General features: G+C 41.3%; 21 protein-coding genes and 2 riboswitches. Of the genes, 17 read left to right on the top strand and 4 right to left on the bottom strand.

What is annotated here, in order from left to right; all coding sequences use genetic code 11:
* Nucleotides 1-110: 110 nt before the first annotated feature.
* The 4 genes from EW028_RS15680 to EW028_RS15665 are packed head-to-tail and all read right to left on the bottom strand — an operon-like array spanning nt 111 to nt 2745.
* Nucleotides 111-947, bottom strand: coding sequence for an energy-coupling factor ABC transporter ATP-binding protein (locus EW028_RS15680; RefSeq protein WP_131521543.1), 837 nt, complete (start codon nt 945-947; stop codon nt 111-113).
* Nucleotides 944-1717 carry a cobalt ECF transporter T component CbiQ gene (gene cbiQ / locus EW028_RS15675; protein WP_054549197.1) on the bottom strand — a complete coding sequence of 258 codons (774 nt, stop codon included), beginning with the start codon at nt 1715-1717 and terminating at the stop codon, nt 944-946. The genes EW028_RS15680 and cbiQ overlap by 4 nt, the downstream gene beginning before the upstream one ends.
* Before the next feature lie 5 nt (nt 1718-1722).
* Nucleotides 1723-1995, bottom strand: a complete 273-nt coding sequence (locus tag EW028_RS15670) for an energy-coupling factor ABC transporter substrate-binding protein (protein WP_009370241.1) — start codon at nt 1993-1995, stop codon at nt 1723-1725.
* Between the two features lie 3 nt (nt 1996-1998).
* Nucleotides 1999-2745 (bottom strand): energy-coupling factor ABC transporter permease, encoded by a 747-nt coding sequence (locus tag EW028_RS15665; RefSeq protein ID WP_115673360.1) that lies wholly within the window; start codon nt 2743-2745, stop codon nt 1999-2001.
* A 149-nt stretch (nt 2746-2894) separates the two neighbouring features.
* A riboswitch (cobalamin riboswitch) is annotated at nt 2895-3079 on the bottom strand.
* 251 nt (nt 3080-3330) lie between these two features.
* A riboswitch (cobalamin riboswitch) is annotated at nt 3331-3512 on the top strand.
* Nucleotides 3513-3658: 146 nt separating this feature from the next.
* Between EW028_RS15665 and EW028_RS15660 the strand changes: the two genes are divergently transcribed.
* The 17 genes from EW028_RS15660 (at nt 3659) to EW028_RS15580 (ending at nt 19375) form a co-directional block, all read left to right on the top strand.
* The gene (locus tag EW028_RS15660; protein WP_004231296.1) at nt 3659-4030 is read left to right on the top strand and encodes a (2Fe-2S) ferredoxin domain-containing protein; all 372 of its coding nucleotides are present in this window, start codon (nt 3659-3661) and stop codon (nt 4028-4030) included.
* A 4-nt stretch (nt 4031-4034) separates the two neighbouring features.
* Nucleotides 4035-5702 (top strand): precorrin-3B C(17)-methyltransferase, encoded by a 1668-nt coding sequence (gene cobJ, locus EW028_RS15655; protein WP_131521542.1) that lies wholly within the window; start codon nt 4035-4037, stop codon nt 5700-5702.
* A 14-nt stretch (nt 5703-5716) separates the two neighbouring features.
* The gene (locus EW028_RS15650) at nt 5717-6697 is read left to right on the top strand and encodes a sirohydrochlorin chelatase (RefSeq protein WP_131521541.1); all 981 of its coding nucleotides are present in this window, start codon (nt 5717-5719) and stop codon (nt 6695-6697) included.
* Nucleotides 6694-7455 carry a precorrin-6A reductase gene (cobK, locus tag EW028_RS15645; RefSeq protein ID WP_048392346.1) on the top strand — a complete coding sequence of 254 codons (762 nt, stop codon included), beginning with the start codon at nt 6694-6696 and terminating at the stop codon, nt 7453-7455. Before EW028_RS15650 ends, cobK begins: the two co-directional genes overlap by 4 nt.
* A gap of 12 nt (nt 7456-7467) precedes the next feature.
* Nucleotides 7468-8127 carry a precorrin-8X methylmutase gene (locus tag EW028_RS15640; RefSeq protein WP_004231303.1) on the top strand — a complete coding sequence of 220 codons (660 nt, stop codon included), beginning with the start codon at nt 7468-7470 and terminating at the stop codon, nt 8125-8127.
* Nucleotides 8127-9260 carry a cobalt-precorrin-5B (C(1))-methyltransferase gene (locus EW028_RS15635; protein ID WP_004231305.1) on the top strand — a complete coding sequence of 378 codons (1134 nt, stop codon included), beginning with the start codon at nt 8127-8129 and terminating at the stop codon, nt 9258-9260. The genes EW028_RS15640 and EW028_RS15635 overlap by 1 nt, the downstream gene beginning before the upstream one ends.
* Complete coding sequence (gene cbiE, locus EW028_RS15630) at nt 9235-10437, top strand: precorrin-6y C5,15-methyltransferase (decarboxylating) subunit CbiE (protein WP_227744962.1); 1203 nt, start codon at nt 9235-9237, stop codon at nt 10435-10437. Before EW028_RS15635 ends, cbiE begins: the two co-directional genes overlap by 26 nt.
* Entirely contained in the window at nt 10430-11137 is a 708-nt protein-coding gene (cobI, locus tag EW028_RS15625; RefSeq protein WP_004231310.1) for a precorrin-2 C(20)-methyltransferase, read from the top strand. Before cbiE ends, cobI begins: the two co-directional genes overlap by 8 nt.
* Complete coding sequence (gene cobM / locus EW028_RS15620; protein WP_131521539.1) at nt 11137-11922, top strand: precorrin-4 C(11)-methyltransferase; 786 nt, start codon at nt 11137-11139, stop codon at nt 11920-11922. Before cobI ends, cobM begins: the two co-directional genes overlap by 1 nt.
* Nucleotides 11915-13036, top strand: a complete 1122-nt coding sequence (locus tag EW028_RS15615; protein ID WP_131521538.1) for a cobalt-precorrin 5A hydrolase — start codon at nt 11915-11917, stop codon at nt 13034-13036. Before cobM ends, EW028_RS15615 begins: the two co-directional genes overlap by 8 nt.
* Nucleotides 13037-13047: 11 nt before the next feature.
* Complete coding sequence (locus EW028_RS15610) at nt 13048-14415, top strand: cobyrinic acid a,c-diamide synthase CobB (RefSeq protein ID WP_131521537.1); 1368 nt, start codon at nt 13048-13050, stop codon at nt 14413-14415.
* Complete coding sequence (locus tag EW028_RS15605; protein ID WP_131521536.1) at nt 14408-15046, top strand: precorrin-2 dehydrogenase/sirohydrochlorin ferrochelatase family protein; 639 nt, start codon at nt 14408-14410, stop codon at nt 15044-15046. The genes EW028_RS15610 and EW028_RS15605 overlap by 8 nt, the downstream gene beginning before the upstream one ends.
* Nucleotides 15043-15810, top strand: coding sequence for a uroporphyrinogen-III C-methyltransferase (cobA, locus tag EW028_RS15600; protein ID WP_131521535.1), 768 nt, complete (start codon nt 15043-15045; stop codon nt 15808-15810). Before EW028_RS15605 ends, cobA begins: the two co-directional genes overlap by 4 nt.
* Before the next feature lie 33 nt (nt 15811-15843).
* Nucleotides 15844-16404: a nitroreductase family protein gene (locus EW028_RS15595; protein ID WP_131521534.1), complete on the top strand. Its 561-nt coding sequence runs from the start codon at nt 15844-15846 to the stop codon at nt 16402-16404.
* Nucleotides 16405-16417: 13 nt separating this feature from the next.
* Nucleotides 16418-16954 (top strand): cob(I)yrinic acid a,c-diamide adenosyltransferase, encoded by a 537-nt coding sequence (locus EW028_RS15590; protein WP_131521533.1) that lies wholly within the window; start codon nt 16418-16420, stop codon nt 16952-16954.
* An 88-nt stretch (nt 16955-17042) separates the two neighbouring features.
* Nucleotides 17043-18542: a cobyric acid synthase gene (locus EW028_RS15585; RefSeq protein ID WP_131521532.1), complete on the top strand. Its 1500-nt coding sequence runs from the start codon at nt 17043-17045 to the stop codon at nt 18540-18542.
* Nucleotides 18539-19375, top strand: a complete 837-nt coding sequence (locus EW028_RS15580) for a class I SAM-dependent methyltransferase (RefSeq protein ID WP_131521531.1) — start codon at nt 18539-18541, stop codon at nt 19373-19375. The genes EW028_RS15585 and EW028_RS15580 overlap by 4 nt, the downstream gene beginning before the upstream one ends.
* Nucleotides 19376-19391 lie beyond the last annotated feature (16 nt).

Here is a 19391-nt window from a genome sequence, read left to right as displayed (position 1 = left end):
CTATATTAATACGGACAAAGATTAGAAAAGTTTCGTAATGTAGGAAAATTTTTCTTTGCTATTTTAATTTTTGGTAGGTTTAACGAAAAAACCTAGCATTGTTAAAAGCTTTAGATCATTTCTATTAATTGTTGTAGCTCCTGCTTGGAACGAGGGATGTTGATATTTTCCTGCAATAGCTTCTTTTTTTGCAAAGCTATGACCATTTCAAAAATCCATGGACGTTCAAGATGCGCGCGATGTAACAATTCGTCTTCATAAAACAAGGTGATTGGATCACCGTTATAAATAATTTTTCCAGCCTCCATAACAATGATTAGATCTGCCCATTCATAGGCGAGAGGTATGTCATGGGTTGCTAGTAAAATGGTTCTCTCACCATCATCTAATTTGGCTAAGTATTGTAATACTTGTGTAGCATAATAATTATCAAGACCTGCTGTTGGTTCATCTAACAAAAGGACAGAGGGCTCCATCGCTAAAACACCTGCCATTGCTACACGTTTTTTCTGACCTACGCTTAAAAAATGAATGGGTTTATCAAGCAAATCTTCCACTTCGGTTTGCGCAACGGCCCATGCTATTTTTTCTTCCGTTTTTTCAGTAGACCAGCCGAGATTCAATGGGCCAAATGCTATATCTTGCTTGACGGTCCCTGAAAAAAGCTGATGATCTGCATTCTGAAAAACAATGCCGACTTTTTGGCGTAGGGCCTTTAAAGCTTTTCGACTATATTCCAGATCGTTGCCTTCGAATACAATCGTTCCAGCTGTAGGTTTTAAAATACCGTTAAGATGCTGAAATAAAGTCGATTTTCCTGCGCCATTATGTCCGAGTATGGCGATTTTTTTACCTTTTGGAATGTCTAATGTAATATCTGACAACGCCTTCGTACCATCCGCATAGGCATAAGATAATTGGTTGAGTTCAAAATAAAATGCTGTCATGTAAAATACCCTCCATATACGATGAGGACTAGTAAAATAGCTGCCATGCCTAGCCAATTTTTCTTGCTATAAGAGCCCATCTCTTGCCAGTAGACGGCCTCGCCTCCACGTGATTGCATGGCATTGTTGAGCTCTCGGCTACGCTGAAACATTTCCACAAATAATGCCACAATAAGCATGGAGACAGAGCGTAGCCATTGCATCGGTGAATGATAGCCAAGACGTGCTTGCTGGGCGAGATGTATATTTTGCATGCTTTCTAAAAACATAAAAATAAAACGATAGATTAGTTCGACGAGCTCCACTAATAAAGAGGGGAGTCGCCATTGTCGTAGCACATAACATATTCCTTGTACGGAAGTGGTTAGAATTAAAAAGTATAAACAACTAATGCTGCCAAGGACAATAAAGAACAGCTGTTGCGCTGCTAACACACTTGCATTCCCGATAAAGACAGTCCAATTCCTAAATGTAAACGACCAAATATGGGCAGGGAGTGTATTCGTTGATGATGTAAAGGAAAGTAAAATAGATACGAGACTTGTTAATAAGAAAAAGCTAGGTAGCAATAATAATTTGCCGTAGTATGCAAGCGGAATTTTTGCACCTAAAATGATAAAAGCACTCATTACAAAAAATGTAATGAGTGAAAGTCGTTCATCTCTCATGATGAGCGTTATGAGAAGTAGTCCAAGTGAAAATATCATTTTTTCTAGCGGATGAACGGACGCTAGCTTATTCAGATAGGCATACTTATCAATGAGTAACATAATGGTTAACCTTCTTTGTGTTTGCCACGCATATAGCCGATGAAGTAGCCAATAAAGCCAGCTCCTATAGCTGCCTGTAGCACGAATAATAAGCTTTCGATTTCACCACTTGGTGGCTCCCATAGACTTTCAAACCATGGTTCATATTCCGCATTAATTTCACCAATAGCTGCTTCTGCTTCTCCATCAGCACCACCAAATTCAGCACCTTTTTGTATGAATAAGGGAATGATGGCTAACAACACAACAATTGCTAATAACAATAAATTTTTTTTCATTTGTTAATGTGCCTCCTTTGTTGAGAAAACACGTAACGTTTTTAATTCGCTAACATTGTATTTTTTCAAGAAATTCATCACAATGACCGTTAAAATTCCTTCACTCACTGCTAAAGGAATTTGAGTTAAGGCAAAAATACCTGCAAACTTTGTAAAGGATGCCATAAAGCCTCCAACCTCTGAAGGAAAGGCTAGTGCTAGTTGTACAGAAGTCACAATGTATGTACCTAAATCACCAAGCATAGCTGCAAAGAATATGGCTAGTGAAAATGACAACCCTACTTTTTGAGCCCCTTTAAAGACAAAGTAAGCAATAAAAGGACCAACAATAGCCATAGAAAAGGCATTAGCCCCTAAAGTTGTAATTCCTCCATGAGCTAATAATAAAGATTGAAATAATAAAACGATTGTTCCAATTACACTCATTGCTAGAGGGCCAAAGAGTACTGTCCCAAGTCCTACACCAGTTGGGTGAGAGCAACTACCTGTAACTGAAGGGATTTTTAGGGCGGATAGCACAAAGGCAAAGGCTCCTGAAAGCCCCAAAAGCATTTTGGTTTCAGGATTTTCATCAATGGTTTTTCGAATAGAACGCAATCCTAGAATGATAAATGGGATAGAGATCACCCACCAAAAAATAGCCCATTCGATTGGTAAAAAACCTTCCATGATATGCATGGCAAAGGCACGTTTTGGCACGATTAAAAAGGCCAGTAAAAAATAACTAAGTTTCCACCATGATAATGTCAAAAAGCTTTCCTCCTAACTAATTAATAGATTTTTAGAATATTGCGTGCGTAATTAAAAAAAGCACTTCTCCTTAGGTGGAAAAGTGCATAGCTAAAAAAGCAAATAACAGTCTCATCTGCTAAGCCGCACACCTATCCTCGTAGGTTGAAACGATCACTTATTTTTCGGCAGGTCTCCTGGCTCTAGTTCAATGCTTTATAGGTCTTCCCATCCGTTGGACAGTGACATATTCTATAAAGCTCCCTATTACAGTGGCGGGACCGCGCCGGACTCAAACCGGCTTCCCTTTTAAGCAAAATGACAAGCACTTTGCACCGAAAAACATTCAAATTGTGAGATTTCACGACAAAGTGTAACATGAATTTCCATAAATATGCTATACCTTTTATGAAATTTTTTAAATTAAAGGTCAACGGTGAATATTCTGATAAAAGTTTGTGCGCAAATTATATAGATTGTATAAATTTCATACCTAGTTCCATTCAAAATTGATAAATTTGTCATAAATTTTTAAAGAAATATTGAAATTTTAAAATAATAAGATATGATAAAGACAGTTTTCTATTTAAAATTCTACTAAAAATTTCATATAAAACGTCAATAAGTGCTCGAATAGCTCGAGATAATAGGGAAATTGGTGAAAATCCAATACAGCCCCCGCTACTGTAATAGCTGATGAAATCGCAAAGCCACTGGTACAAACTTGGGAAGGTGCGACAGTAAAATGAAGCTTAAGTCAGGAAACCTGCTTATTTGATTGTGCATGCAAACTTTTCGGAGGGAGAAGTTGAAGCGAAAGCGGGTACCTGTATTTCATTCTATTCGTTTTTATTTGGCTTCTACAAAACCTTTACTCTTCGTTATAGAGTAAAGGTTTTTCTTTTTCCAAAAAGCAAATGAGGGGAGACAGAACATGACAACTTGGAATTTAGAGGGGATGAAAACACATCTCTTTATTTGCAATGGCAGTAGCTGCATGAAAAAGGATGGGGAGGAAATTACCTTAGCCATTCGAGATGAGATACAGCGGCAAGCACTCGATCAGGAAATACATACGACAAGAACGCGCTGTAATGGACGCTGCAAGGATGCTTGTGTGGTAATCGCTTATCCTCAAGGAAACTGGTATCGTGTGCCATCAACAGAGCATGCTAGAACACTAGTACAAGATTTACATCATGAATCCTTATACAACGAACATGTCTTTACACTTCGTGAAGGTACATTACAGCGTACTGCTCAAACAACTGCCATTAAAGGGATCGAAAAGGTGAAAGAGGGGTAACAACATGGCGCAAAAAGGAAAAATTTTCGTAGTAGGCTTTGGACCTGGAGATTTTAAGCATATTACGACACGTGCAGTAGAGGCTTTACAACAAAGTGATATGATTATAGGCTATAAAACCTATGTAGAGCTGATTCAAGATTTAGTAAGTGCAAAATCGATTGTTAGTACAGGCATGACAGAAGAAGTGTCGCGTGCACAGGAAGCCGTTCGTCAAGCCGAAGCAGGGAGCATCGTCTCAGTAATTTCGAGTGGTGATGCAGGCGTCTATGGCATGGCAGGATTAGTCTATGAGGTGTTAATTGAGCTAGGCTGGACAGAAGCTACAGGAATTGAAGTAGAAATTGTTCCTGGGATTTCTGCGATTAATTCATGCGCTAGCATACTTGGTGCACCTATTATGCATGATGCTTGTACAATCAGTTTGAGTGACCATCTAACACCTTGGAATTTAATTGCAAAGCGTGTCGAGGCAGCTGCAATGGCGGACTTTGTCATTGCTTTATACAATCCTAAAAGTGGACGTCGAACAAGACAAATTGTCGAGGCTCAACGAATACTCTTAGAATATCGTTCGCCAGACACACCAGTTGGGCTTGTGAAAAGTGCCTATCGAGAACGTCAAGAAGTGACCATGACAACACTAGCAGAAATGCTAGAACATGATATTGGTATGCTGACAACTGTCATTATCGGGAATTCGTCAACATTTTTCTATGACAATAAGATGATTACGCCCCGCGGTTACCAACGTAAATATACCCTGGGTGAAGAGAAACAGCCATTACGTCCACATCAACGTTTACGCGAAGAAAATGAACCTTGGGCAATGAACCAAGAGACAGGAACAGCGCGAAATGACTTTACGGCTGACCCTAATGCAGGGCGCTTTAATAAACCCAGTATAGCCGCTACGCCAAAGCCGAAAAAAACAGCTCTTGAAATGGCTACAGCGGCACTTGCAATGGTAAAAGGGACAAGCGCAGTCAAAATAACACCGAAGCTTGTACAGCAAAAAATAGAATCTATTTTTGAATTAGCAGTAAGTCCTGGTGTAGCCAATAAGTTTTTTACTCCCCAGCAAATGATGACGTTAGCGGAGGTCGTTGGGGATGAGGGGACGATGGAATACACACCAGATCATCAAATTCATTTGAAAATACCAACGACTGCCCCTGAACAGATCACAGAGAAATTACAGAAAGTAGGGTTTTTATTAGCCCCGATTGGTGATGTGTTATCACTGAAGGCTTGTGATTTTTGCTACGGTGAAAAGGCTGATTCAATACCATATGCAGAGGAAATACAAGAAAAACTAGGCGGTATGTCCTTACCGAAGACATTAAATATTGGCTTTAATGGCTGTGGGATGGCCTGTTATCGGGCTGTATTTGATGATATTGGCATCGTCTACCGCAAAAGTAAATTCGATGTCTTTATTGGAGCAAAACCAGTCGGTCGTACAGCACACGCAGCACAGCCTGTTGTAGAAGGGCTGGAGCCTGAGCAGCTGATTCCACTCATTACAGATATTATTGAAGAATATAAAGCAAATGCTCATCCAAATGAACGCTTATTTAAATATTTTAAACGTGTGAAAAAAATACTGCATTTTACGTATCAAGATATGTCTTCCAAAATAAAAGTAGAGCCAGCTCCGTGCGGCGACTAGTAAGGAGTAGAGAGATGAAAGCTATTTTATTTGTCGGCCATGGGAGCCGTTTAGCAGCAGGAAATGATGAGGTTCGTACATTTATCGAACAAATGACACCTCGTATTGATGAACAATTTTTAGTGGAAACTTGTTTCCTTGAATTTGCTTCACCTAACATCGAAGAAGGTATTACAAACTGTGTGAAAAAGGGAGCTACAGAGGTACATGTAATTCCAATCATTTTACTGCATGCAGGCCATTCAAAGCTGCATATTCCAGCGGAAATCGAGCATGCGCGTGAGCATTATCCAGCGATTACCTTCACATATGGTCAAACAATTGGTATCCATGATGAAATCTTTGCCATTTTACAAGATCGCCTAGCTGAAATTGGCTTTAATTCAGAACAAGAGCAGGAAGACACAGCGATTTTATTGATTGCACGAGGTGGCAGTGATCCATCTGCTAATGGTGATTTTTATAAAATCACGCGACTTTTATGGGAAAAACTACCTGTAAAATACGTAGAAAGTGCTTTTATGGGTGTCACAGATCCACGAGTTGAAGAAGGAATTGAACGTTGTGTCAAACTAGGTGCAAAAAAAATCATCATGTTACCATACTTTTTATTCACAGGCATTTTGATGGAACGCATGCATGGCATGTGTGAGAAGTTTAATGAACTTTATCCAGATTGTGATATTCAAATTGCTAACTATTTTGGCTACCATGAACGGTTACAAAATGTTTTATTAGAGCGTATTGAACAGGCAATCAACGGTACATCAACAGGTATGCAAGATCTAGAAGATTATCGCGCCTATGCGGCAGTACATGGACATGCACATCATCATCACCATCATGATCACGATCATGGACATGCGCATCATCATCACGACCATCACGATCATGACCATGACCATGACCATCACCATCATGACCATCACGATCATGGGCATGACCATCACCATCATGACCATGACCATCATCATGAAGAGGAGCCGGTAAAATGATTTTCATGTTAGCAGGGACAAGTGATGCAAGGGATCTAGCCCTTGCATTACAAAGCGCAGGTTATGCGGTAACCGCTACGGTCGTCACTGAATCGGCAGCCTCTAGTCTTGCTGACGTTGGCCTGCCACATTTAATCGGTAGACTGACAGCTGAGGAAATGGCGACCATCATGACAGAGCAGGGCTATCAATTGGTGGTAGATGCCTCTCATCCATTTGCGGAGGAAGCCTCTAAAAATGCGATGGCAGCGGCAGAGCAGGCAAAGATTCCTTATATTCGCTATGAAAGAGCTCATGAGCATTATGCCCATCCTTTGATTACTGTTGTAAAGGATTATGAGGAGGCAGCTCAGCTAGCTGCAGAAAAACGCGGTGTCATTATGCTAACGACAGGTAGTAAAACACTCGCTACATTTACAAGGGTTTTACAGGGCTTAGAAAATACAAGAGTAATCGCTCGTATGCTTCCACGACTGGATAATATGGAAAAATGTGAGGCACTTGGCGTGGCGCAGCGAGATATTGTGGCTATTCAAGGTCCGTTTTCAAAGGAATTAAATGAAGCTCTATTTCGTCAATACGGAGTGACGTTGATGATTACCAAAGAAAGCGGTAAAGTGGGCTCAGTTGATGAGAAGCTAGAGGCAGCTCTCGCATGCCAGATTGAAACGATTCTTATTGCACGACCAAATATACAGTACGGCCAACAATATTCAACATTTGAAGAAGTATTACAGGCTGTTGAACATACAATTTAGGAGGCATTTTCCATGGATTTTAAAACAGATTTTAAACCATTAACGGTAGACCCAGATAAAATTTACGATTACAGTTTCTCTATTATTGCAGAGGAAATGGGCGAGCATGACTTCTCAGAAGATGAATGGAAAGTTGTACGTCGCATTATCCATGCATCAGCTGATTTCGAGCTAGGTCGTAGTGTCATCATTACACCAGGTGCTATTGAAGCGGGTATCAAGTCTATTCTTGCAGGACGTCATGTCATTGCAGATGTGCAAATGATTGAAAGTGGCTCTGGTAAAAAGCGTTTCCAAAAACATGGCGGTGATTTGCATTGCTATATTGCGGATGAAGATGTATCAATAGAAGCGAAAAAACAAAATACAACACGTGCCATTATTTCGATGCAAAAGGCATCCAAATTACATGAAGGTGGTATTTATGCCATTGGTAATGCACCAACTGCATTGCTGGAATTGATTCGATTAATTAAAGAAGGGCTAGCAAAACCAGATTTAATTATCGGTATGCCTGTTGGTTTTGTGTCAGCAGCTGAGTCAAAAGAAGAGCTGCTTAAACTAGAAGGGATTCCGTACATTACAAATGTTGGTCGTAAAGGCGGTAGTACAGTGACGGTTGCTGCTTTAAATGCCATCTCACTTTTAGCGGACGAACAGGCGAAAAAATAATGGAGCGGAAGCCAAAAAAGGACCCCAAGGACATGCGTCACGGTTATACGACGGGAGCCTGTGCAACTGCTGTATCAAAGGCTGCACTGCTTGCTCTTATTACTAAGGAGGAGCAAGAGACAAGTACGATTCATTTACCTATTGGTCGAGATGCAACCTTTACAATTGAAAAATGCATATTTGAAGAAAATGCTGTCAGCTGTGAAACGATTAAAGATGCTGGTGATGATCCTGATGCGACCCATCAGGCACTCATCGTTGGCACAGTGAGCTGGGCAGATACACCTGGGATTCATTTAGATGGAGGTATTGGCGTCGGGCGTGTCACAAAGCCTGGCCTGCCAGTGCCTGTCGGAGAGGCAGCCATTAATCCTGTACCCCGTAAAATGATTTATAGCACGGTCCAAGGTGTGTTGGACGAATTTCACATTACTCGAGGCGTGAATGTGGTGATTTCTGTACCTAAGGGAGAGGAGATTGCTAAAAAAACGTTAAATGGACGACTCGGTATACTTGGGGGCATCTCAATCTTAGGCACAAGGGGAACCGTCGTGCCTTTTTCGAGTTCTGCTTATATGGCCAGTATTGTCCAAGCTATTAGTGTAGCGAAAGAGGCTGGCTGTGAGCATTTAGTGGTGACAACAGGTGGACGAAGTGAGAAGTTTGCGATGAAACAATACCCACATCTAGCAGAAGAAGCGTTTATTGAAATGGGTGACTTTGTAGGTTTTACATTAAAGCATTGTAAGCGTCTAGGCATCAAACAAGTTTCACTCGTTGGGATGATGGGGAAATTTTCTAAAGTCGCACAAGGAGTCATGATGGTGCATTCCAAAAGTGCACCAATCGATTTTAATTTTTTAGCACAACTGGCAGAGGATATAGGGGCAGATAGAGAAACGATAGCACAAGTTCTAGAGGCAAATACAGCTTCACAAGTAGGTGAGATGATGATGGAGAAGGGCTATGATGCGTTCTTCCATCGTTTATGTGAGGCTTGCTGCTATTCCTCTATCCATCATATTAAGGGCGGTTTAACGCTTTCCACATCGATCTATTCGATGCAGGGACAATTATTAGGAAGGGCTGATGACATTGCATCGATCGATGAAGTTGATTGGGATCGGGGATAACGGATTAGCAAGCTTATTACCGCAATACCTTCAGTGGATTGAAGACTGTGAGGTACTTGTTGGTGGTGAGCGAGTACTTGATTTTTTCTCAGACTTTAGGGGTGAAAAAATCTTGATAAAAGGAGGTCTTTCAACACTTGTTGAAAGATTGTCTGAAGAAACAAGAAATACCGTGATTCTTGCATCTGGAGATCCATTATTTTATGGCATCGGAGGCTATTTAGCAAAAAAGCTACAAATAGAGGTTTATCCCTATATGAGCTCTGTCCAGCTGGCCTTTGCGAAAATGGGAGAGAGCTGGCAGGATGCTTACGTAACGAGTATTCATGGACGACCAATGAAGGGCTTGGCACAGCGAATTGATGGCAAAAAGAAAGTAGCACTTTTAACAGATGCAGAGAATAGTCCGAATGCTCTTGCTCGATATTTAAAGCATTTTGGTATGACGGAATATCGTGCCTTTGTAGCCGAAAATTTACAGGGCGACAACGAAAAAAGTGGCTGGTACTCGCTCGATGAAATGGAAGTTACTCATTTTTCTCCTTTAAATGTCGTGGTTTTAAAACAAACAATAGCACCGAAACGCTACACACTTGGGATTGATGATGAGGAATTTTCACAACGAAAGCCAGATAAAGGACTTATTACGAAGAAAGAAATTCGAGTTCTAAGTTTGCAAGCCATGCAGCTTCAACGGGATAGCATTATTTGGGATATTGGCACATGTACGGGATCCATGGCTATTGAGGCAGGTAAGCTTGCTCCTGAGGGACAAGTTTTTGCCGTAGAAAAAAATGCTCCTGATTTAGAAAACTGTCTTCAAAACCAACAAAAGTTTCGAGTCGATATAACTGCTATCCATAGTAAAGCACCAGAGGGTTTAGACAACTTTCCAGACCCTGATGCCATTTTCATAGGGGGCACTGGTGGTGAAATGGTTGAGTTACTGCAATTATGCTGTCAGCGTTTAAAGCAAAATGGGCGCATTGTCTTAAATGCGGCGACTATTGAAAATTTATATAAAGCTGTTGAGGCATTTAAAGCTTGTGGTTTTGCTGTTGACATTTTACAGGCTCAGCTGGCACGCAGTAAACCAATTTTAGATATGACACGCTTTGTGCCATTAAATCCAATATACATTATTTCCGCTTATCGAAAGGAAGAAAATCATGAGTAATCTAGGAATTTTATATGGCTTGGGCGTTGGTCCTGGCGATCCAGAATTAATTACAGTAAAGGCATTTCGAGTGATTCAGGAATCACCTGTTATTGCTTACCCAAAAAAGTTAAAAGGCAGTAAAAGCTATGCCCATCGTATTGTAGATGTGTATATTAATCCAGAAGAAAAAGATATGCTTGGTCTTGTATTCCCAATGACGAAAGATGAGGCTGTTTTAGAACGTGAATGGACAAAGTCAGTAGAACTTGTCTACGAAAAATTACAAGCAGGCAAAGATGTAGCCTTTGTTACAGAGGGCGATCCATTATTGTATAGTACGTTTATTCATATGATGAAGCTAATGCAGGACAAGCATCCAGATGTTGAAATTCGCACGGTACCAGGGATTTCTTCATTTAACGGCTCTGCATCGCGCTTAGGCATTGCGTTAGCGGATGGTGATGATCGTGTTGCGATTATTCCAGCGTATGACAATTACGAAGCTATGCGTGAAGCGATTGAAACCCATGATGCTGTTGTTTTTATTAAAGTGGCGAAAGTGATTGATTTAATGCTTGAAGTGCTACGCGATTTAGATTTATTAGATAAAGCATCCGTGGTGACAAAGGTAACATCTGATGAAGAAATCATTTGGGATGTGCGTGAGTTGGATGGTGTCGATTTAGAATATTTAACATTAATGGTGGTGCGTAAATAATGAAAAAAATCTATATTGTCGGCGCTGGTCCTGGTGATCCAGATTTAATTACAGTCAAAGGTTTACATATGTTACAAACAGCGGACGTTGTCATGTATACAGATTCTTTAGTGAGTGAGGACCTTATTGCGAAAGCTAGACCAGATGCTGAGGTCATTCGTACAGCTGGTATGCATTTGGAGGAAATGGTTGCTGTGATGGTGGACCGAGTCAATGCTGGGAAAACAGTGGCACGTATGCATACAGGAGACCCAGCGATGTATGGTGCCATTATGGAGCAAGTTGCACTATTAAAAAAGGAAGGCATTGGGTATGAAGTCATTCCAGGAGTTAGCTCTGTATTTGCATCGGCCGCTGCAATCGGAGCTGAGCTAACAATTCCTGATCTAACCCAAACCCTTATTCTAACACGTGCAGAGGGGCGCACACCTGTACCAGAATTTGAAAAGCTACGTGATTTAGCGAGCCATCATTGTACAATTGCCTTATTCCTTAGTGCAACGCTGACGAAGAAAATTGTCAAAGAGCTACAAAATGCTGGTTGGGCTGATGACACGCCTGTAGCAGTTATTCAACGTGCTTCATGGCCCGATCAAAAAATCGTACGAACAACTTTAATCGAATTAGATGAAGCGATGCGTGTGAATGGTATTCGTAAGCATGCGATGATTTTAGCGGGCTGGGCATTAGATCCGAACATTCATGATAAGGATCAATATCGTTCGAAGTTATATGATGCAAGCTTTACACATGGCTTTAGAAAAGGTGTGAAGACGAGTGATTGAGTTACAAGAGGGTGTGTTACCAGAGGTTGATCAACGTAATCCTTATGCCGTTGTAGCTATTACGAAGCATGGTGTCCAAATAGGACGTCGTCTGCAGCAAACCTTTGCAGCAAGTGATTTATATTATATGAGTAAATTTGAACAAGGCGATGAAGGAGAAAAGCATATTCAACTATTTACAGGAACAGTGCGTCTGCTATTGCCAACACTTTTTAAGCAATATAAAGGGTTAATTTTAATTATTTCACTAGGGGCAGTTGTACGAATGATTGCACCGATTTTAAAGGATAAAAAGACAGACCCTGGCGTTGTGGTGATTGATGATCGAGGGGAAAATGTTATTAGCGTATTATCAGGGCATTTAGGTGGGGCCAATGAGCTAACACACGAGGTGGCAGCTGCACTTGGTGCAAATCCGATTATTACAACGGCTTCTGATGTACAAAAGACGATTCCAGTTGATTTATTTGGAGCCCGCTTTGGCTGGGTATGGGATAGTGCGGATAAATTGACACCAGTTAGTGCATCTGTTGTAAATGAGGAACATGTAGCCATTGTACAGGAAACAGGCGAACGTGATTGGTGGATGCGTGATACACCGATGCCAGAGCAAATTAAAATCTATCCATCCACACAGGCAGCCATCCAAGCTACTCCCCATGCCACATTATTAATAACAGATCGAATCATTGAACCTGAAGAAGAGGTTCTTCTAGAAAACGGTGTTATTTATCGCCCAAAATCCATTGTGCTAGGAATGGGCTGTAACCGTGGTACATCTTTAGAGGAAATTGAACAAGTAATCGATGAAACCTTGGTAGAGTTAAAGCTTTCGAAAAAAAGTGTGAAAGCCTTATGCACGATTGATTTGAAGAAAGATGAGCAATGTTTCTTAGAGATTACGAAGAAATATGATTGGGAGTTCGTTACGTATACACCGGATGAATTAAATGAAATCGAATTTCCATCACCCTCTGAAACAGTCTTTAAATATACAGGTGCATACGGCGTGAGTGAACCAGCAGCTATGCGCTATGCACAGGTTTCATCACTTCTATTAGGGAAGAAAAAATCGGGTAATGCTACGATTTCAGTTGCTAGATATCTATTTTAAGGAGGAAGTCCATGCAAACAAATCGCTTTGTACTAGCTGGTACGGGCAGTGGTGTAGGCAAAACTACTTTTACCATTGGACTGATGAAGGCACTTCAAAACAAAGGGAACGTGGTGCAGGGCTTTAAATGCGGTCCTGATTATATCGACCCAACCTATCATACAGCTGTAACGGGCAGAATATCACGTAATATTGATAGCTGGATGTTCTCACACGAAGCAGTCCGTGATATTGTGGCACGTGCAAGTATAGATGCAGATGTGTCCATTATTGAAGGTGTGATGGGCTTTTATGACGGTAAAAGCCCTTTATCTGACGCTGGGTCTGCTGCTGATATTAGTGTAGTGACAGAGAGTCCTGTTATTTTAATTGTCAATTGTGCTAGCATGGCACGTAGCGTAGCAGCAGTTGTGAAAGGCTTCCAATTACTATCAGATAAGCCGAATATCGTTGGTGTTATTGCGAACCAGGTTGGTAGTGTCGGTCATTACGAAATTGCGAAGGCAGCTATTGAACAAGAATGCGGCATACCTGTTATTGGCTACCTAAAGCGTGAGGAAGGGATCGATATCCCGAGTCGTCATTTAGGGTTAGTACCTGCTATTGAAAGAGGAGAGCTAGATTCATTTTTTGATAAACTAGGGAACCTGATGGCGGAAACGATTGATTTGGATCAATTAATACATTTAACAAAGGCTCCTATCTTGCAAGAATCAGGCCATTTATTTAGGGAGGAGCCTTCACGAAATATTTGTATAGCAGTTGCAAGAGATGCAGCTTTTAATTTTTATTATGAAGAAAACTTGGCTTTGTTACGTGCGAAAGGTGCGACACTACAGTTTTTCTCACCGCTTGCGAATGAGCCTGTACCAGCTGAAGCAGATGGCTTGTATATTGGTGGTGGCTTTCCTGAGGAATTTGCAGAGTCACTTGCTACCAATACAGTCGTTAAAGACTCTATTCGTCAAGTCATTGCGAAAGGTCTTCCAACATTAGCTGAGTGTGGGGGCTTTATGTATTTAACAGAGGCCATTACAAATAGCCATGGCGACCGTTATGACATGGTAGGGGTAATTCCTGGAGAAGTGGCGATGCAAACAAAACTAGCAGCACTTGGTTATCGTGAAATTTTTGGCACAGCCGATAATTTCTTAATTGGTGCTGAGGAACAAGCGAAGGGCCATGAGTTCCATTATTCCAAATATAGTGGTTCTCACAATACAGCAGCCTATGAAACGATTGGTCGTTTTGGCAAAAAGAAAGAAGGCTATCAAGAAGGAAATTTAGTGGCTGGCTATACTCATTTCCATTTTGTATCAAACCCAAAGCTAGTTGACAATTGGTTAACAGCTTGTAAGAAGGTGAAAAGTAATGACTAATTATTTTCCTATTCATATCAATCTAGAATATAAAACAGTAGTGATTGTAGGCGGGGGTCACGTGGCAACGCAGAAGGTAGCATCCCTGTTACCAGCAAAGGCAAACATCGTGATTGTCAGTCCAACCTTACATGACACATTACAGTCACTTGCAGAGTCAGGGCAAATTACTTGGAAGCAAAAGGAATTTGAACCTCGTGATTTAGATGATGCCATTCTCATTATCGCTGCAACGAATGTGACAGCTGTGAACGAAGCCGTTCAAGAAGCAGCACAGCATTGGCAATTAATCAACCGCACAGATAAACAAAGTGAAAGTGATTTTATTACGCCTGCTACTGTTCGCCGTGGTCCATTGGTGGTAACTGTTTCGACATCGGGAGCAAGCCCAAGCCTAGCCCGCAAGATTAAAGCAGATTTAGAAGAGCAATTCGATGATGCTTATGATGACTATGTATGCTTTTTACAGCAAGCTCGATTAATGATTGCTGCTCAGTATGATAAAGGTCCACAAAGACGTGCGGCATTACAAGCATTGCTAGAGCCAAACATCCTTGAATGGACACGTCATGGTGAGATCGATCGACGAGAAGCCTATTTACAACAACTATTGATGGGAGCAACGCAATGAAGGATGGAATCGTATATATCGTGGGAGCAGGTCCTGGCGATCCGAAGCTCATTACTGTGTATGGACTGGAATGTATTCAAAAGTCTGATGTAATTGCTTATGACCGTCTTGTAAATCCTAAATTGCTTGATTTTGCAAAAAAGGATGCGGAGCTAGTTTATTGTGGCAAATTACCTGGGAAGCATCATCTCATTCAAGAGGAAATAAATGCATTACTCGTGGAAAAAGCACAAGAAGGTAAAATTGTTACACGCCTCAAAGGTGGCGATCCCTTTGTTTTTGGACGAGGCGCGGAGGAAGCTGAAATATTAAAAAATCATGGCATTGCCTATGAAATCGTTCCGGGGATTACAGCGGGAATAGCAGCTCCTGCATACGCAGGAATTCCAGTTACACATAGAGACTTTGCGACAAGCTTTGCCCTTGTAACTGGACATGGTCGTGAAGAAAAAGGACAAGATTTTTTGAATTGGCCCGCATTAGCTACGGGTATAGATACCGTTGCCTTTTATATGAGCGTTGGTAATATTGCCTACATTGCTCGCAAATTAATCGAAAATGGACGGAAGGCAACAACGCCAGTAGCAGTCATTGAGTGGGGAACAACTGCTCAGCAACGCACGATTACAGGGCCGTTAAATGAGATAGCTAGCATCATTGAGCGTGAAGGGTACCATAATCCTTCTATGATTGTGGTTGGCGAGGTTGTCAATGTACGTGAAAAAATTCAATGGTTTGAAGAGCAAGGACTTACCTTTTCATAATCATTTCTTATAAGCGCACAAGGAGGAAGTACTATGACTGTCACGGAAGCATTAAAAAAACGTCGAGCAATTCGTAATTACACGACACAACCAGTAGAGAAAGAAAAAATTGAGCAAATTTTACAGGCAGCAACCTATGCACCGAATGACCGGATGCGTGAGCCCTGGCATTTTTATGTCATTCAAGATGAAGCCATGAAGCGTTATGAAGAAATGGCAAGTGCTTATTTACATGAACGCTTTCCCACGAAGCCAAATTTAGTGGAAAGTTCATTAAAGGTTGTACAAACAACCCCTGTAGCCATTGTGGTGACAGCTGACATAGTAGAGGGAGACACAGATGCGACAGAAGATAATGTCTTTGCTGTATGTAGTGCCATTATGTCTATGTGGTTGACAGCAGAGGAGCTAGGTCTTGGCTTTGTTTGGCGTACACGTGGTGTTGGCCTCGTACATGATCCTCGTATGCATACGTTTATTGGTGCAAGCGACGCTCAAAAAGTAGTTGGTACAATATTTATTGGCTACCCACAGGAGCAAGAACAAACCGACAAGAAACGAACACCGTTTGCAGAAAAGACAACATGGCTGTAAGGAGGCTATCAGCATGGCAAGAAAAGGCTTGTTTTTAGTATATACAGGTGAAGGTAAGGGCAAAACGACTGCATCACTTGGTGTTACATTGCGTGCGGTTGGTCGAGGCTTAAATGTGCGTTATATGCAGTTTATCAAATCCCCAGAACGTACTTATGGAGAGCAAATTGCCCTTCGAAAGCTAGGCGTAGAAATGGAACAAATGGGCATAGGGTTTACATGGACAAAAACACCTGAGGAGCATCGAGCTGCATTAGCGAAGGCTTGGAAAAAAACGAAGGCAGCTCTACAGGATGACAGCATTGATTTATTGGTCTTAGATGAACTGAACAATGCCCTAGCGATCACCAAGTTTCCAATCGATGATGTTCTTCCCCTAGCAGAAGTCATTGAGGCAATCCTACATCGCCCTTCAACAATGCATTTGGTTGTCACAGGGCGAAGTGCGAATCCGGCATTACTAGCAATGGCTGATTTAGTGTCAACCATTGAGGCGACAAAGCATTATTATGATGAAGGGATTCCAGCGGTGAAAGGGCTTGAATTTTAAAGCCCTTTGCAATTGCTGGAGGAAATACACACAAAGCGAAAACGAATACATGCGTTCTGCCATAGAATAATTACGGAGGAGAGTGACTATGCCAGCAAAATCAATCATGATTCAAGGAACAGCTTCCGATGTTGGAAAAAGTATGATTTGTACTGCACTATGTCGTATATTTTCAGATGATGGACTGAAGGTAGTCCCATTTAAATCACAAAATATGGCTCTTAATTCATTTGTTACAAAGGATGGCGGTGAAATCGGCCGTGCACAAGGGGTACAGGCAGAGGCAGCTCGTGTTGTTGCAACGACGGATATGAATCCTATTTTGCTGAAACCGAAGCAAGATATGATGTCAGAGGTTATCGTTCATGGTAAGCATTTTTTAAATATGGATGCCAAAAGCTACCGCAATAATTTTGTGCAAGAAGCGATGCCAATCGTAGAAAAATCAATACGCACGCTTCAACATACATATGATGTTATTGTCCTAGAGGGCGCTGGTAGCCCAGCAGAAATTAACTTAAAGGATCGCGATATTGCTAATATGCGAATGGCTCATTTAGCAGATGCAGCGGTAGTCCTCGTTGCTGATATTGATCGTGGCGGTGTCTTTGCCTCGATTGTTGGTACACTGGCATTGTTAGATGAGGGAGAACGAGCACGTGTGAAGGGATTAATTATCAATAAGTTTAGAGGCATGCGTGAATTACTGGATGATGGTTTGGCATGGGTGGAGCGCGAAACGGGTATTCCGGTACTTGGTGTGATTCCTTATGTCGATGTCAATATTGAAGCAGAGGATTCTCTTGCATTATCGTCACTACGTTTTAAAAAACCAAAGCCAGGCGAATTTGCTGTAGATGTAGCCATGATTCGTTTACCTCGTATTTCAAACTTCACCGATATTGATCCATTTTTCGATGAGCCTGAGGTGGGTGTACGTTTAATTGGTCATGTCAATGAATTAGGTACACCAGATTTACTCATTCTGCCAGGAACGAAAAGTACAATGGATGATTTAGCTTGGCTAAAAGCACAGGGCTTCGATCAAGCCATCACACATTTACGTGAGTGCGGTACTAAAATTATTGGCATTTGTGGCGGTTTCCAAATGCTTGGTGAAACATTACTTGATCCAGAAGCGGTGGAGGGGAATGGTGAATCTGCAGATGGTCTTGGGCTATTACCGATGGAAACCATTTTTGTAGGCAATAAAAAAACGGTGCAAATGACAGGCGTAAGAGGGCAGGACACATTGACAGGCTATGAAATCCATCTAGGACGTACGAAAATTTTACGTGATGCGGTATCACCGTTTTTACTGTTAGAGGATGGAAGAGAAGATGGAGCGGTTAGTCAAGATGAGCAAGTGATTGGCACGTATTTCCACGGCTTGTTCCATAATCGTCCCTTTACCCGTCAGCTCGTCAATGAAATACGAGTGAAAAAAGGGCTAGCAGCTTTACCAGGTGATGTGAAAAGTGACGCAGAACGAAGAGAAGATGCCTATAATATGTTAGCCGACCACGTTCGAGCAAATCTTGATATGAAAAAAATATATGGAATATTATCGTTAGAGGTATCTATATGACGAGAAAAGGACCGTTAGCCATTAACTATGAGGCATTATGGCAGGAAGGCATGAAGGACTGGCATGGCAATATGCCTGAACGAATGGTGAATGATCAGCTAGAGGAGCAATTTTGGGCCCAATCCGTGGCACGTAAAAAAGTGGGCCAAACAGATCCTTATGCTGCATTGATTTTTCAGGAGCTTCAAAAAAAGATTGAACCTCAGCATTCTGTATTAGAAATTGGTCCTGGGTGGGGCAATTATACATTTCCATTAGCTGATAAAGTAAGGAAGCTCACGTGTGTAGATAGCTCGGAAAGCATTTTACATTACTTACAACAGTGTATACCGCAGGAGGAGCACGTTTCCTATATTCATGCAAAGTGGGAAAGTTTAGAGGATGATGAGATTGAACCACATGATATCGTCTTGGGCGTGAATTGTTTTTACCGAATGTATGAAATAAAAGCGGCTTTATATCACATGAATCGGCTGGCGAGAAAGCGTGCTATCATTGGGATGACGACAGGCCCCATTCAGCCACATTATGAAAAGTTATATGAAAAGTATGGGTATGATATTAAATTTCCGCGCAGAGATTATATCGAGTTTTTGAATCTACTCTATGAAATGGATATTTACGCGGATTGTCAGATTATCCCTCTAGAACGTGTCTATGAATATGAAAGCTATGAGCAGCTTGTGACAACGCAGAGTAAAAAAATATTAACGACGAATTTTCAGCGAGCCCATGTAGAAGAATCACTGCTACCTTTTATCGAAGAAAAGGATGGACGTTATTATTATCGTCATGATTTCCATGCGGCGCTTGTTTCATGGCAACCAAAATAATCAAGAAACCTTTGGA

The sequence above is a fragment of the Lysinibacillus sp. OL1 genome, assembly GCF_004332175.1.
Classification (GTDB): Bacteria; Bacillota; Bacilli; order Bacillales_A; family Planococcaceae; genus Lysinibacillus; species Lysinibacillus capsici.
This window is presented reverse-complemented; position numbering and strand designations above follow the sequence as displayed.

Bases quoted from the DNA above. Each gene is read 5' to 3' on its own strand.
- cobK (WP_048392346.1), top strand. From the start codon at position 6,694: ATGATTTTCATGTTAGCAGGGACAAGTGATGCAAGGGATCTAGCCCTT.
- EW028_RS15640 (WP_004231303.1), top strand. From the start codon at position 7,468: ATGGATTTTAAAACAGATTTTAAACCATTAACGGTAGACCCAGATAAA.
- cobM (WP_131521539.1), top strand. From the start codon at position 11,137: ATGAAAAAAATCTATATTGTCGGCGCTGGTCCTGGTGATCCAGATTTA.
- cobI (WP_004231310.1), top strand. From the start codon at position 10,430: ATGAGTAATCTAGGAATTTTATATGGCTTGGGCGTTGGTCCTGGCGAT.
- cobA (WP_131521535.1), top strand. From the start codon at position 15,043: ATGAAGGATGGAATCGTATATATCGTGGGAGCAGGTCCTGGCGATCCG.
- EW028_RS15650 (WP_131521541.1), top strand. From the start codon at position 5,717: ATGAAAGCTATTTTATTTGTCGGCCATGGGAGCCGTTTAGCAGCAGGA.
- cbiE (WP_227744962.1), top strand. From the start codon at position 9,235: ATGAAGTTGATTGGGATCGGGGATAACGGATTAGCAAGCTTATTACCG.
- cobJ (WP_131521542.1), top strand. From the start codon at position 4,035: ATGGCGCAAAAAGGAAAAATTTTCGTAGTAGGCTTTGGACCTGGAGAT.
- EW028_RS15635 (WP_004231305.1), top strand. From the start codon at position 8,127: ATGGAGCGGAAGCCAAAAAAGGACCCCAAGGACATGCGTCACGGTTAT.
- EW028_RS15580 (WP_131521531.1), top strand. From the start codon at position 18,539: ATGACGAGAAAAGGACCGTTAGCCATTAACTATGAGGCATTATGGCAG.
- EW028_RS15585 (WP_131521532.1), top strand. From the start codon at position 17,043: ATGCCAGCAAAATCAATCATGATTCAAGGAACAGCTTCCGATGTTGGA.
- EW028_RS15605 (WP_131521536.1), top strand. From the start codon at position 14,408: ATGACTAATTATTTTCCTATTCATATCAATCTAGAATATAAAACAGTA.
- cbiQ (WP_054549197.1), bottom strand. From the start codon at position 1,717: ATGTTACTCATTGATAAGTATGCCTATCTGAATAAGCTAGCGTCCGTT.
- EW028_RS15660 (WP_004231296.1), top strand. From the start codon at position 3,659: ATGACAACTTGGAATTTAGAGGGGATGAAAACACATCTCTTTATTTGC.
- EW028_RS15670 (WP_009370241.1), bottom strand. From the start codon at position 1,995: ATGAAAAAAAATTTATTGTTATTAGCAATTGTTGTGTTGTTAGCCATC.
- EW028_RS15680 (WP_131521543.1), bottom strand. From the start codon at position 947: ATGACAGCATTTTATTTTGAACTCAACCAATTATCTTATGCCTATGCG.
- EW028_RS15610 (WP_131521537.1), top strand. From the start codon at position 13,048: ATGCAAACAAATCGCTTTGTACTAGCTGGTACGGGCAGTGGTGTAGGC.
- EW028_RS15590 (WP_131521533.1), top strand. From the start codon at position 16,418: ATGGCAAGAAAAGGCTTGTTTTTAGTATATACAGGTGAAGGTAAGGGC.
- EW028_RS15595 (WP_131521534.1), top strand. From the start codon at position 15,844: ATGACTGTCACGGAAGCATTAAAAAAACGTCGAGCAATTCGTAATTAC.